Origin of the sequence: Taibaiella helva, assembly GCF_003545695.1 — a bacterium.
Lineage (GTDB): Bacteria > Bacteroidota > Bacteroidia > Chitinophagales > Chitinophagaceae > Taibaiella > Taibaiella helva.
In genome coordinates, this window is sequence record NZ_QUZZ01000007.1 from 1 (window position 1) to 13,720 (window position 13,720).

The 13,720-nt window shown below is 51.1% G+C and carries 9 protein-coding genes and 1 rRNA gene; 6 read left to right on the forward strand and 4 right to left on the reverse strand.

Annotated elements, in window-relative coordinates:
* The first annotated feature begins 1 nt into the window (after window position 1).
* Window positions 2-111 (forward strand): 5S ribosomal RNA (gene rrf / locus DZC79_RS11960).
* 649 nt (window positions 112-760) lie between these two features.
* Here the strand turns inward: rrf and DZC79_RS11965 are convergent.
* Together DZC79_RS11965 and DZC79_RS11970 are read right to left on the reverse strand one after the other, a co-directional pair.
* Window positions 761-1,957 (reverse strand): lanthionine synthetase LanC family protein, encoded by a 1,197-nt coding sequence (locus tag DZC79_RS11965; protein ID WP_118951827.1) that lies wholly within the window; start codon window positions 1,955-1,957, stop codon window positions 761-763.
* A 119-nt stretch (window positions 1,958-2,076) separates the two neighbouring features.
* Window positions 2,077-2,304 carry a class I lanthipeptide gene (locus DZC79_RS11970; protein ID WP_118951828.1) on the reverse strand — a complete coding sequence of 76 codons (228 nt, stop codon included), beginning with the start codon at window positions 2,302-2,304 and terminating at the stop codon, window positions 2,077-2,079.
* A 646-nt stretch (window positions 2,305-2,950) separates the two neighbouring features.
* On the opposite strand from DZC79_RS11970, the gene DZC79_RS11975 reads away from it, so the two are divergent.
* Together DZC79_RS11975 and DZC79_RS11980 are read left to right on the forward strand one after the other, a co-directional pair.
* Window positions 2,951-5,869: a sensor histidine kinase gene (locus tag DZC79_RS11975; RefSeq protein ID WP_157977095.1), complete on the forward strand. Its 2,919-nt coding sequence runs from the start codon at window positions 2,951-2,953 to the stop codon at window positions 5,867-5,869.
* A 24-nt stretch (window positions 5,870-5,893) separates the two neighbouring features.
* Window positions 5,894-6,655 carry a LytR/AlgR family response regulator transcription factor gene (locus tag DZC79_RS11980; RefSeq protein ID WP_118951830.1) on the forward strand — a complete coding sequence of 254 codons (762 nt, stop codon included), beginning with the start codon at window positions 5,894-5,896 and terminating at the stop codon, window positions 6,653-6,655.
* A gap of 128 nt (window positions 6,656-6,783) precedes the next feature.
* On the opposite strand, the gene DZC79_RS11985 is transcribed toward DZC79_RS11980, so the two are convergent.
* Both DZC79_RS11985 and DZC79_RS11990 read right to left on the reverse strand, forming a co-directional pair.
* Window positions 6,784-7,479 (reverse strand): response regulator transcription factor, encoded by a 696-nt coding sequence (locus DZC79_RS11985; RefSeq protein WP_118951831.1) that lies wholly within the window; start codon window positions 7,477-7,479, stop codon window positions 6,784-6,786.
* Window positions 7,476-8,993: a sensor histidine kinase gene (locus DZC79_RS11990; RefSeq protein WP_198666870.1), complete on the reverse strand. Its 1,518-nt coding sequence runs from the start codon at window positions 8,991-8,993 to the stop codon at window positions 7,476-7,478. The genes DZC79_RS11985 and DZC79_RS11990 overlap by 4 nt, the downstream gene beginning before the upstream one ends.
* A gap of 144 nt (window positions 8,994-9,137) precedes the next feature.
* Here DZC79_RS11990 and DZC79_RS11995 point away from each other — a divergent pair, with 144 nt between their 5' ends.
* From DZC79_RS11995 to DZC79_RS12005, 3 genes are read left to right on the forward strand one after another with little or no spacing between them, the layout of a single operon-like run.
* Complete coding sequence (locus DZC79_RS11995; RefSeq protein ID WP_118951833.1) at window positions 9,138-9,890, forward strand: GLPGLI family protein; 753 nt, start codon at window positions 9,138-9,140, stop codon at window positions 9,888-9,890.
* A 21-nt stretch (window positions 9,891-9,911) separates the two neighbouring features.
* Window positions 9,912-12,656 (forward strand): TonB-dependent receptor, encoded by a 2,745-nt coding sequence (locus DZC79_RS12000; protein ID WP_118951834.1) that lies wholly within the window; start codon window positions 9,912-9,914, stop codon window positions 12,654-12,656.
* 53 nt (window positions 12,657-12,709) lie between these two features.
* On the forward strand, window positions 12,710-13,153 hold the full coding sequence (locus tag DZC79_RS12005) for a hypothetical protein (protein WP_118951835.1): 444 nt from the start codon (window positions 12,710-12,712) through the stop codon (window positions 13,151-13,153).
* Window positions 13,154-13,720: the final 567 nt, after the last annotated feature.

The window sequence follows — 13,720 nt, forward strand, 5'->3', positions numbered from 1 at the left end:
TTATGGTGGTATTGCCGAGGGTGTTCACCTCTTCCCATTCCGAACAGAGAAGTTAAGCCCCTCATGGCCGATGGTACTGGTTAAATCCGGGAGAGTAGGTAGCTGCCATATTTATTTACAAGAGTCCTGCAACGAAAGTTGCGGGACTTTTTTTATGCCTGTATGCTCCATCTCCATCGATCTTTTCTTAGCTATCCGGTTTTGCTCCTACGGCGGAGCAAGACTATGTTTGGTCCTAATGGGGCTACAAGCGTCCGGCTCCTACGGAGCGCCTGGTTAGCGCACGCGTCTCGCGTGTGCTTGTATATATTATATACAGCTGTGCTGGTTATCCGGCCCTGCAGGCGGGCTTTTTACAGGATAGGCGCCTGTAAGCATTCCGGCAGCCGCCGTTCAGACCGCTGACGCGTCCCGACCGGCAGCTGAATACATATTCTTCTCAGCAACCCTGGTCTTGCTCCTACGGAGCAAGACTATGTTTGGTCCTAATAGGGCTACAAACGTTCGACTCCTGCGGAGCCTGGGTTAGCGCACGTGCTTCGCGTGTGTTTGTATCCATTATATACAGCTATGCTGGTTATCCGGCCCCGCAGGCGGGCTTTTTACAGATAGGCGCCTGTAAGCATTCCGTCAGCTGCCGTTCAGGCCGCTGACGCGTCCCGACCAACCTGGCCATGCCGGTACGGTACAAGCTCACTCGTTGAAGCGGTCTAATCCAAACCCGATGTTGGAAAGAGAAGGCGGAATCCGATATTGCGTGCTAAAGCTGGTTAAGCATCAGGATGTGGTCCCAGCTGGAATCGCCGGTTAAATAGCTGTCCAGGGCAAGGCCTATCCCTGCAATGCCGTTAAGAAGGCCCATGTTTTTCAGGCTGTCATTACCGGTATTAACGAATCCGGCGTAAGGATGTTTCGGTTTGTATGCATCAATTACGCTATCCAGCCAGAATAGTGCAGCGTTGTGATATTGAACTGCTCCTGTCGCCATATAGAGTTTATTATAGAGATGCATAATGCCGGCAGCGCCATGGCAAAGACATGCATCTTCAACACTGGTTTGAGCAGGTGTTTTCCGGGCAATTGTATGATTAATGACAGTTAATGAAGCGCCGATCAGCTCTTCGTCTTTAAGTTGTTTCCCGACCTGCAGCAGCTTATATCCATTGGTGAGATCTCCATAACACCAACCCAACCGGCTTGGATCATCGACGGGATTGTCTAAATAGTAAAAATTGGGAAACCGGGAAGCGCTGTCTGGATTCTTATTGATGACTCCCAAAATAAATGTGAGCGCGCCCTTCAGCAGCTTGTTTACCTTTTCTTTATTGACCTTCAGGTGGCTACCGGCTATCGTTGTCAAAACAGACAGGATTGAAAACATGCCATGCGCCAGTCCCATATTGACTACCTGTCGGTTTTCTCTCCTGGCAATGTACTCGTCTCTCCAGCAAAGGCCCGCCAGGCAAGGAATAGCGTTGCCTTCCAGACTGTCGATGAAATGAGTAATAAATGCTTCGATCTGATCCGAACCTTCAGTATGAAGCAGTAAATAATGTATGATACCGGTCGTGCCGTGCAGGAAATCGAAATTATTGTCCCGGATGTGTATCATACCATGTTCTATGGCGATATCATTGATCAGCGTGATAATTTCATCATAGTTGTCGAACCCGTACAGCTGATTTCGGGCCAGAAGCTTAATAAGAGTACCGTAGCTCAGAAAGCCTTCAGCGTAAGTCTCCAATTTGTTCTCCGATATTTCATAACTGGAAATACCATGATTCAGTATTTCTGCAAACTGTTCAGTCCTGTCATTATTTCCCTTATGGTAGTTCAAGAGGAAGTATAATGCGCCCAGACCGCTAATTACAGCGTGATCATTTTCGATTTTTTCTTCCAGGAAGGCTGCAATATTGTCTACGAGTTGCCTCACCTCTTGTTCTTTATACAGCGCCATTTATTGATGCGTTTATTCTTAGAAATACATCCGTCAGACAACCTATTCCTTATTGGTTTGCCATAACCAGACAACCCGGCAGGAGATTAATCCCGCGCCGGGCTGTCTGATTGTGCTGCTTATCTGCCGCCACAAGTGCAACCCAGGCGGCTTGCGCTGATGCACCAGGAACCATCATCATGGCTATAGGTGGGTACATCGCTGGTTGCTGTCACTTGGGCTGTGGGGTTGTTCGGATTAGCATCATTTCCGCCGCCAACGACATCCGTCATATGTTGTTTCGTAAGGCTGCCAATCTTCTCCTTGCCCAGTTGCAGTTTTGATGTGTTCAGTGTGATCTTTTTCATTTGTAGTGAAAATATTTGTCTTATACCCTCTCCTGTCTTTAAGCCTTTGGTGCTACGCCATTGGAGCGGTTGTTCAGCGTTCTTACTTCGTTTCCGGAACAGATGCAGATTATCCCGGCTATTGTCTTCGTACCCGTTGTGGTATTGTTTTATGGAGTCATTTACAGGGGCTCTTGAGTGCGTACGGGTGTAAAGATGTTGTTTCTGAATCGCTTGCCAACCACTTTTTCACGAAAAGCGGCCTTTTCTTCACTAAGGTATTTCTATAGTATTTTTTATGATTTTTAGGTTGCAATTTATGCAACAGGCAGGCCTGGCTTTCTTTTCCAGGCAGGTCATCCGATATTCCATATCCCGGCAAGTAAAATCATTCCCGTTTAAAATAAGACGATAACAAAGAAGCTAGAACGATCTTTTCCAGGAGCTTGTTGGCTTAAGCACAGACCTGCTAAGGGTTTTGTTGCCCATGCCTCATCTTATTTCAGCTGTAGTGTATCTTCTGCGGCAAACAATTTGAGCTGAGAAAGCAACCCTATCCGCTTGTATCGCATTTATATTCCCGTATCATTGCAGTACCTGTCTCCATGTCCTTTTTGTATTACATGTTTTATTCTTAGTTTATCTTTAGGCATTCTTGTGCCCCGGTATGATGAAGGCTAACCTGCTCCGTTACTTGCTTATACTGCACCTGGTCGTTTGTACAACGCTGCTGAAGGCTCAATTGCCTTTGCCAGCCCGGCCTGTATACATACACTACAATTCTTACAACAGCACATTGCCCTCCGATCTTATCCACAGGGTGATCGCCGACAGGCACGGCTATTTATGGCTGGCTACGGCCAGAGGGCTCGTCCTTTTTAATGGGAGAGCATTCAGGCCCTTTGCTACGGGAAATGCCGAAGAATTTGTCTCTGTATTCCGGTCGGACAAGGATATGCTATGGTTATTTGCTTATTCGGGGCGTACGGTGGGCGTTGATCTCAATAGTCACAAAGTAGTTCATACAGACCATATACACGGGCTGGATCGCCTTGATGTTCCTGTCAAGCCTTACCTGTTCGGAATGGAGTGGAACGATACCGTTTTCCTGCTGAAGCAGAATTTCAGATATATGGTCGCCATAGATCCTACGGGTAAAAGCCATGTGAAAAAGACGAGTTCCTCTCAGTTTGCCCGACTGTTTTTGGAGCATTACCGTCTCCCCGGCAAGGTAAATGGTCTTGATCTGAATACAGAGTTAGATTCCGTGCTGTTCCGCCGCAATAGTAACGGGTTGCTGGTAAAGGATGGTTTCGTGATCATCCACAACATGATTTTCAAGCTGGACCCTGAAGGCATGGCCCAGCTGTATTTTAATGGAAAAGATTACGGTATTAAGGATGCTATCGCATCATTTGTCCGGAGGGGTGATGACCTGTATTTCGGTACCTACGGCGGCGCCGGTTTTTGCAAAATCTCCGGTTTTTTTAACCTGCCCCGGAGCAGGCAGCGATTGGTTGCACTGCTTCCGGGAGAGACCATAACCGCTGTAGAGGAGGATTATCAGCACAACATCTGGGTAAGCACCTATGGTAATGGCCTGTTCCTCTTTCCCTATGCTGAAGCAGCAACGCTCCACTACGATAAGCAGACCAGCGGCCTGTACCAGGACGAGGTGACAACGATAGGTAAGTTCCCGGACGGGACCACAGCTGTGGGCTACCATGACGCCCGTATTGACCTGTTCGGGACTAACGGAAGCCGCAAGGGCTATACAATACCCGCCAACGAATACCGGCGCAGCATACTGCACATTGAATCCATTGCCCGCCGGTGGCTGGCCTTTACACAGAGCGAAGCTTTTACAGCGGATGCAATGAAGGATGGCGGGTGGCCCGGCTTGTTCCGGAAAAGTCCCGTGCGCAAAGGAAATATGGTGGTCCCCGGCTATAAAGACGGGCGTATGTTCCACCGTAATTTCTATTACACCTCCAGCAACAATGGTATTATTTCGGTAGATACATCAGGCAGCTTAAGCGCTCATATAGCGTCCACTTTTACCAATGCCAAGAAGAAAGCACTGCTTCCCGTTTCAGATAGCGCATTTTATATCGGTACCGTGCGGGGGATCTATTACAATACCATGCGGCTGCCCTACCTGACAGAAGCGCAGATCAACAGCCTGGATACGGTGGGAGATATGCTGCTGCTGGGTACCAACGGAGGGGGGTATGCTTTGCCCCTGGCTGCCGGCCTTACAGGAAGAGGCCTCAGGATGCTGACACAGGGACCGTGTTACACAATAAAGCATGATGCAGACTATACTTACCTGTATAGCAATGATGAGATCATCCTGTTGCGCAACAGTAGCTTGCTTGAGGTGGCCCGTTTCGCTTTCAAGAAATACGCCATTCCATTTCGGTTAAACGATTTCTGCAGCGACGGCAGCTACCTGGTCCTCGCCAGCAACCGGGGTGTTCTTTATATACCGAAAACCGGCTTGCTGCATCCCGATATTGAGCCCAGGATGCATCTGCTGTGTTCGCTTTCGGGCTATGCTCCGGCTGGCCAGGGCTACAAGGGGAAGTACCGGGAGGGTTTTACCGCGATGTTCGGGATCGACATACTGGGGTATAGCAGCCAGGAGAAAGAGATCAGCTACCGGTTGCTGAAGGATGGTGTTGAAATATACCGGCAGGATGGCCTGCAAGACGGCGGACAGGTCAATTTTCAACCTTCAGGTCCGGGCGATTACAGGGTGGAGTATGTCGTGCGCTGGAATCACGGGCAAAACCGGCGTGTCCTTGCCTACCATCTTACGCTCACGCCGCTCTGGTATCAGCAGTGGTGGTGCCTGCCGTTGCTGATGCTGTTATTGTCACTGTTGTTCCTGTATGGCACGCGTCAGTGGTACACTTATAAGGCGAGGAGCGACCGGCGGAAGCTGGAGGAGAAAATGTACCTGCAGGAGCTCGAATCGCAAAGCCTTTTCGGCCAGCTGAAGCCGCATTTTATTTTTAATCTTCTTACACCGCTACAGGGCTATTTTATACGGGAAGAAAAGATGAACGGGCTGAATTACCTGAACAACTTTTCCCAGCTGATGCGCGGTATCCTGAATGGTATCAGGGACAAATACAGCACACTGCAGCACGAGATCGATTTTATACAGCAATACCTATCCATACAGCAGGAGCGGTTTGACCATAGCTTTGAATATGACATACAGGTCGATCCTGCTATTGATGCCAATCAGTATATTGTTCCCACCCTGCTGTTCCAGCCCGTGGTGGAAAATGCGATCGAGCATGGCATCGATAAAAGCGGTGCCGGCGGAAGCATCCATATCCGGGTCAGCGAAGCAGAGCGGGCGTTGGTGATCACTATTACCGACAATGGCGCCGGGCTGCCTGCTGATTTCACCCTGAAAGAAAACCACGCTTTGAAAATTATCTCCGAAAGAATAGCCCTGCTGGAAAAAATGCAGGGTACAGGCCGTTTTACCATTGCTGCAAATGCCGGGCAAAGGGGAACGACGGTTACATTTGTACTGGCAAAAGAATACACGGCTCCGGCTACTTCCTAACCAACATACCCCCCAAACAGAACTATGCAATTATCCGTATTGATCGTCGACGATGAACAACAAGTCAGGAACGCCTTCCTGCAGCTGCTGCAGCAATTTTGTCCCTATGCCGCAGTAAAAGGCGTAGCCACCAATATCGACGAAGCGTTGGTCCTCATCTATACCCAAAAGATAGATGTCGTTTTCCTGGACATTAACCTGGGCGGCCATCATACCGGCTTTGACCTGCTGGACCGGGTACATAACCATGACTTTGATGTTGTCTTTGTGACGGCGCATGCCGAGCATGCGGTGAAGGCCTTTGAATATGCCGCGGTACATTACTTGCTGAAGCCTGTCGATTACCGGGTACTGATGGAAACAATGGACCGTATCCGGAAAAAAAAGGAAACCGCAGCCGCCGCTGGTTTGCAGCACCTGACGCATACGCTCCACCATTCCTTGCTGGCGCCCCCACCCAAAATCGCGTTATCGGACAACAATGCGACACGTTTCGTCTCCCTGGACGAGATTGCCTATCTGGAGAGCAAAGGCAGCTATACCATTTTTCACCTGCAGGACAAACAGCGCTATACCAAGTCGAGGAACCTGAAATACTTTGAAGATGCGCTGCATCCCCATACACAATTTGTACGGGTACATAAATCCTTTATTGTGAATAGAAGGCAGGTGAAGGCATACCGGAAAGCCAGCCAGGACCTTGAATTCTTTAATGGAGAAATTGTACCGATGTCCATAGGCTACCGGGCTTTCATGGAACAATCGGGCGATCATTTCATTCAGTAGAAGAAAGCGTTGTACAGCATCAACCTGTCTGTCGGCCATTCTTGCTACGCAAGCCTGCCGACCAGAACAGAGGAGAGCCGTTTATACGGAAAGCACCGGTTTTGCCGGTGTTTTTTATGGCAATAAGCCTAGCCGACACTGAAATGATAACCTTTCCCTTTTAGGGTAATGATCTCTACGCCCTGGCCGGTCGCAAAATAGTCGCGGAGCCGGCGGATATAGACATCGAGGTTGCGGCTGATGAAGTAGGAGTCATCGCCCCATACGATCTGCATCAGCTCCCGGCGATCGACCGTAGCGTTTTGCTGCAGGCAGAAAATATTCATGATTTCCGCTTCCCTGTTGGATAGCTTGATGGTGCCCGAGGCGCTGCGCAGCTCGAGCCGGTCGGGGTTATAGGTAAAGCTGCCCAGCGTAAATTCCTTCTGCTTATGGCTTACCCGCTGAGGTGGTCCCTGGCGGCGGATCTCGATCTGGTTGTTGATCCGCACCATCAGCTCTTCCATGCTGAAGGGCTTTCTCAGGTAGTCGGTGCCACCGGAAGAGAATCCTTCCAGCACGTCCTTGGTTTGCCCTTTGGCCGTAAGGAAAATAATGGGCAGGGAAGGGTGGTGCTTCCTGATCGTATTGCCCAGGGTGAAGCCATCGATATAGGGCAGCATTACATCCAGCACGCAAATGTCAGGCCTGAAAGCGGGAATGATTTCGAGCACTTTCAGACCTTCCCGCTGGTGATGTACGATATAGCCTTTCAGCTCCATGGTCTCTCTGACGATATTGGCCAGATGGTCTTCATCTTCGATATACAATACACGGTAGCTCATGAGACAGGTTGAATAGGCAAAGTAATGAGGAAGACAACGCCGCCACCGGCAGGGCTTTCCAGGCTCAGGCTGCCCTGGTGGGCGGCGATAATATCATAAGCATAGCTAAGCCCCAGTCCGTGTCCCTTTACGTTATGCTGATTGCCGGTAGGTACGCGGAAGAAGCTTTCGAATACCTTATGCCGGTATGCTGCGGGTATGCCCGGGCCGTTGTCCGCGACACTCAGCTGCAGCCGGTCGCCGTGGACGGTTTGGCGCAGCTGTATCCGGTCGCCACCATATTTGAGCGCATTATCGATCAGGTTGTAGATAGCGCCCTGCAGGTGGACCTTATCGGCCATCACCCTGACTTCGCTATTACCGGCTTCCCAGCTTACCGCTACTTTCTTTTCTGCAAAGACGGGCTGCAGGGTCTGCACAAGTTCCTCCACAAGCAGGGCCGGCTGCAGAGCCTCCTGTACCAGCTGTATCTTACCATGCTGCGCCTGGATCGCATTCATGATACGATCAATAAGAATGCTGAGGCGGTTCATTTCCCAATGCGCCACATTGAGGTATTTCCGGGCCCGCTCCGGGTCTTCCATCCCCTGGTAAGTGGTGAGCGCTTCCAGCGCCACCCTGGTCGTGGCTACCGGCGTTTTGAGCTCATGGGAGATATTGCCGATAAAGCTGTCCTTTTGCCGGTTGAACTGCGCCTGCCGTTGCATGGTACGATAGGCCAGGGCAAAGGCTGCACAGATAAGCACCAGCAGCAACAGGCTGAATGCGGCTTGCGGTGCAATGCTTTTGATCAGGACCGGTTTGTATCCGGTAACCATGAAAGGAACTTCAAGGCTGTCGGCCGGGCCGTAATGAAAAAACTGGGCAGATGCAGCAAGAGCAGTATCCCAATGGACCAGCAGTCCCCGCTGTTTTTCATTCAGCGCCTCCTGGAAGGTTCTCAACCAGAAGGCGCTGTCCGCCCGGGTTTTGATGGTTGTCGCATTGAACTTTTGCGTGAGCGCCATGCGGATCAGCTGTCCCATCACTTCCCGTTCTGCCCTGGTCCCCGGAACATCCGGCAGGCTGATGTGCCGCTCGCTCACCGTACGGGGCAGACCGGACATGCCCATCCTATTGTTTTTCGGCCGAATGTCTGCGGGCGCCGGCAGCTTACCGTTGGTCTGCGTTGTCTGCACATCATGCGTGATCCTGATTGTGGTGTATAAAGGTGCTGAATCGGCAGCCCCTGCCGGCGAAGCCGGCGAGGACATGATCATGCGCATATGCGTGTTGCTTCGCGCACTATCGTCTGCGTTGATGATAAAGGAAAGTGTGTGTTTGAATAAGCTGTCATTCATCTTTGCCTCGGCCAGGGCAAACGTCATTTTCACTTCCTGGTCAAGCCTTCTCTGCTGGCTGTTGTATTGCGTACGCAGCCATTCTCCCAGGAAGAGCAGCAGCAGCAGCGCTCCGGCCAGCATCAGCAAGCCGATAGCCCTGAGGCGCCGTCCCTGTTTACCCGTTGACATCATTTCCATTGGCAATTTATCCTGCAAAGAAAGCAAAAGCCGGTGGCCTGTTTCTATTCTGTTAACCTAATTTAACCTTATTTGGGCGCCGCTTAACCGGCTTTGCCCCGGTCACCGGATAGCTTTGCCTTATTAAAAGACGACAACATGAAAAAACTGTTCACCTTAGCGTTTGTATCCTTTAGCCTGCTTGGCAGGGCCCAGCAGACTTCCGGTCTTATCACTTACGAGCAAACCCTTTCTTTTGCCATTGAAAATACGAAAGATATGCCCGAAGGGCTCGCGGACCTGCTGAGCAAGCCGCAAAAAACAGAAAAAGTTTTATTCTTCAACGCTTCGGCCGCACTTTATGAGAATAAAGAGAAAGCCGATAAGGACCAATCGGAAGAGCTGACCGAGGGGGATATGAAGATCAACCTATCAAGATCCGCTCCGGAAGAAAGGACTTATCTTGATTTGCAGGCAAAAAAAGAGATCGCGGAAAAAGACCTGATGGGCCGGAAATTCCTCGTCACCAGACCGCTCAACACTTTATCCTGGAAAATGACTGGCCGGCAGAAAAAAATACTTGACCGTTCCTGTATGGAAGCTATTGCGGACAAAGGCGGAGCGGATTCGGTAACAGTATGGTACACGCCGGACATCCCCGTAAGCGCCGGCCCGGAAACCCTTTCCGGCCTGCCCGGCATGATCCTGGAGGCCCATATAGGAAAACAACTGCACCTGCTGGCCACCCATATTGAGGAAGATCCTTCTGGCGGTAAAAAAATCAAGGAGCCAGCCAAGGGAAAAAAGATCACGGCAGAAGAATTTGAGCGCTTGGCCAAAGAAAAAAGTGAAGAGCTGAAAAAGCAGTATGGCGCGGGAAAAGATGGACAAGTGATCATTATCAGAAAATAATCACCTGAAAAAAAATCACCGATGTACAAACTAGCAATCGTACTGTTGCTGCTCATGGGCAGCCTGGCAGGCTATGCCACTACTTACCGTCTTACCGGCATGGTGACCGATACTGCCGCGCAACCCCTGGCGGGCGCTTCCGTATCGCTGCTGAACCCCGAAGATTCGACGCTGGCCGTATTCGGGATCAGCAATAGCGAAGGCCGTTTCCTTGTATCGGAGATCAAGGAGGGGACTTATGTGCTGCAGGTGGCTGTTATGGGCTATTATACCGAATACCGGGGGATCAGCATACCGCTCAACGGAGGAGAGGATCTGGGTACGGTAGCCATGAAAGTAAATAACGGTGCGCATGTCCTGGGAGAAGTGGTGATCTCGGGAGAGAAAGTGCCGGTTAGGATCAAGGGCGACACGCTGGAGTACAACGCAGGTTCTTATAAGGTAAAACCCAATGCCGTAGTGGAAGACCTGCTGCGCAAGTTGCCGGGCGTCCAGGTGGATAAGGAAGGGAACATCAAATCGATGGGTAAGGATGTAAAGAAAGTGCTTGTGGATGGTAAAGAATTTTTCGGCGACGATCCGAAAATGGCGACACGCAACCTGCCCGCCGACGCGGTCGATAAAGTGCAGAGCTTCCAGAAAAAATCGGATGCCAGCCTCTTCTCCGGCGTCGACGACGGACAACGGGAGCAGACGCTTAACCTGACGCTGAAAGACGGCAAGAAGGCCGGCTATTTCGGCGAAGCCAGGGGCGGGCTGGGCACGCCGGAAAAATATGATGCCTCGCTGAAGGCATTCAAGTTCCGGCCCAAAAGCCAGATCGCAGCCATGGGCATGCTGAACAACATCAATAAATTCGGCTTTACCTTTCAGGACTACCTCGACTTCAACGGAGGCCTGGGTTCCTTGCTCCAGGGTGGCGGTAATATTAACCTCAACAGCAATGAGGTACCTGTAGACTTTGGCCAGCCGGTACCGGGCAAAATGAGCTCCGCAGCCGCAGGCCTCAACTATAGCCTGGAACCCTGGGCCAACAGCCGTTTCAACCTGAACTACATGGGCAACGGCGTGGATAAATTCCTCGAGCAGTATGCTTACCGTCGCAACTTCCTGCCGGGAGAAAGCTTCGAGCAGAAAGACAACGGCACTTCCAACGAACAGAACATTACGCATCGGCTCAATACCAGCTGGCGCACGGAGATCGATTCCATACACCAGCTTAAGGTAACGGCCTTTGGGCGGCTGGGAACCAATAACGGCGACAGCAAATCCTTATCTGAATCATACCAGGCCGCGCTGCTGCAGAACAGCCTGGACAGCCGCAGCGACCGTACCGGGAACAGCGCAGAGGCCGGCGGATCGCTGGAGCTGACGACGAGGCTGAAGGGGAAATGGCCCGTAGTAAGAACCCGCATGAATGCCGGCTACTCCCGCAGCCGGGAGCTGAACAGCTGGTCTAATACGGCTTACCTCGATGGACAGGAGCTGAGCAACAGCCAGTACCGCAACAACAGCAACAGTAAATGGAATGGAGAATTTTCCTTTGCGCCTACCCGGGCGCTGGGTAAAGGCTATTACCTGGAGCCCTCTGTGGAGGCTGCGTTCCAGAAGGAATCGTTGAAAAGGGAGCAGGGTACGCCGGGCCCCGATGAAACAGCGGTAGATTCGCTTAGCCCCTGGTTTTACCGTAATGTATGGCAGCTGACACCCGGCCTGCTGTTTAAAAAGAATACCAGAAAGATACGCTGGACAATAGGCCTGCAAGGACAGGCCCTTGGCCTCATCCCCTATCTGAACGGACAGCAGCTGGATCAGCGCAGGTATACCTATTGGCTGCCATCGGCTTCATGGCAGAAAGACTTTTCGCTGGGACAGCAGCTGACGGTACAGTACACCACCGATGTAACGGCGCCTGCGGTGCTGCAGCTGATGCCGGTAACCGACTACAGCAATCCCCTGGCGCGGGTGCGGGGCAATGCCGCCCTGGACCCTGAGTATACACACCAGGTCCATTTAGGGTATAATCATTTCGATCAATTCAACATGACTAATTTTTATGTGATGCTCGACGGACGGTATACGCAGAACAAGATCGGGTGGAGCCGCCAGGTGCAGCCCGACCTGAGCCAGGACATGACTGCGGCCAATACCGGCAATGCGATGCAGGCCTCGTTGCGTGCCCAGTACGGAAGGCCGGTCAAAAAGATAGGCCTGAATATTACGGCCGGGCTGGAAGAGAGCTGGAACAGGACCCTGGGACCAGTAAACGGGACCGACAATGTGAATAATTCCCTGGGCCATAAGCTGACGCTCGGTTTTAATAACCTGAAGAACGATCGATGGGATATCAGCTGGGGCGGAAGCATAGCGCTCAATTCCTCCTGGTTCTCTATAAACGACGAGCTGAACAATACTTATTACAATCTCAATGGTTATGCTGCGATCAGCTACAGGCCCGATGATCACTGGAGCTTTACCCTGTCGGGCGATATCGATCATTATGCTGCACGCAGCTTTGACCGGCCGGTAACCATTCCCCTGGTGAAGGCCGAGATCAGCCGTTATCTTTTCAAAAATCAACGGGGAACCATCAGCCTTACCGGCTTCGACCTGCTGGACCGTAACCGCTCGGTGCTGCGTACCAGTCAGCTCAACTACCTGCTGGAGCAGCGCAGCAATACCATCGGCCGCTATGTGATGCTTTCATTTGCTTATAAGCTCAACCGGACTGGTGGCGGTCCCTCGATCAAAATCAGGAACCGCTAAGGTCAACTTTATAGCAGCCGGTTTGTTTTAAATACAATAAAAGCAAACCGAACATGGCCAGGGATCCTCAAAAGAAACAAGATAACCAGCTGCACAAAGACAAGGTGGATAAACGTACCCTTCACCTGGAAAATGAAGAGATAGAGCGTATGCCCGATAGCAACGACGACTACCGCCTGCCCCGCGAGCTGCCGGAGGAAGAGCCGGAGCCTTATAGAGAAGGCCCGGAAGAACCGACCGACGACATAGACGAGGACGACCTTATTGATCCGGATACCGATATTTCAGCCGATGAGATTGCCCTGCTGGAAGAGGCAGAGCGCGATACGACAAGCGACGAAAGCAGGGCTTCCGATCTCCTGGATGATGCCGACGACGATGGGGATGAGCTGAATGAAGGACCCGATGAGGATAATGCCTTCGACCTGGGCGAGGACCTCGATATGCCCAATGATGTGAACAATCCCGATATCGACGAAGAAGACGAACGGTTTTAATGTTTTAGCTGTATGATTGTCCTGTAGGTATGCCGCATTTGCGATGTACCTACAGGACAATCTGTTTGCAACGTATAGTAACGCTCTTTTTAAAGGGGACGTTCATAGCAGCACATGAATAGCTGCGGCCACCCTGTTCACACTTGTACCATTTATAGCCGCAGTAGTGTCGTTGCGGTACAACGACACTACTAATAACCTATAGCGCTATACAGAGGCCAAAGAAGATGCAGTCCGCCGTCAGCAGCCTGCCTGCCCCAACAGCCAGTAGACGATCACAAAAACAAGAATAGTGCCGAGGCAGCCGCCGCCCCATTTCCAGGCCGCCGCGCCTGCCAGTAATCCCCTTAGCCAGCTCATATATTTACCGTGTTTTCGTTTTTAAAATGCTATCATCAATAAATACAAAAACAAAAGTCGATAGTTCAAATGAGCCGGTAGCGTTGGCTGGATGCAGTGGAGGCGTTAAGTTAAGAGGTAACATTTTTCAATTAGGCGAACATCATTTTTAACAAGATGAAATGATCCGGATCAATTGGAAAACCAGAGAGGTTACAGGAGGTGTAT

Bases quoted from the DNA above. Each gene is read 5' to 3' on its own strand.
- DZC79_RS11965 (WP_118951827.1), bottom strand. From the start codon at position 1,957: ATGGCGCTGTATAAAGAACAAGAGGTGAGGCAACTCGTAGACAATATT.
- DZC79_RS11970 (WP_118951828.1), bottom strand. From the start codon at position 2,304: ATGAAAAAGATCACACTGAACACATCAAAACTGCAACTGGGCAAGGAG.
- DZC79_RS11975 (WP_157977095.1), top strand. From the start codon at position 2,951: ATGATGAAGGCTAACCTGCTCCGTTACTTGCTTATACTGCACCTGGTC.
- DZC79_RS11980 (WP_118951830.1), top strand. From the start codon at position 5,894: ATGCAATTATCCGTATTGATCGTCGACGATGAACAACAAGTCAGGAAC.
- DZC79_RS11985 (WP_118951831.1), bottom strand. From the start codon at position 7,479: ATGAGCTACCGTGTATTGTATATCGAAGATGAAGACCATCTGGCCAAT.
- DZC79_RS11990 (WP_198666870.1), bottom strand. From the start codon at position 8,993: ATGATGTCAACGGGTAAACAGGGACGGCGCCTCAGGGCTATCGGCTTG.
- DZC79_RS11995 (WP_118951833.1), top strand. From the start codon at position 9,138: ATGAAAAAACTGTTCACCTTAGCGTTTGTATCCTTTAGCCTGCTTGGC.
- DZC79_RS12000 (WP_118951834.1), top strand. From the start codon at position 9,912: ATGTACAAACTAGCAATCGTACTGTTGCTGCTCATGGGCAGCCTGGCA.
- DZC79_RS12005 (WP_118951835.1), top strand. From the start codon at position 12,710: ATGGCCAGGGATCCTCAAAAGAAACAAGATAACCAGCTGCACAAAGAC.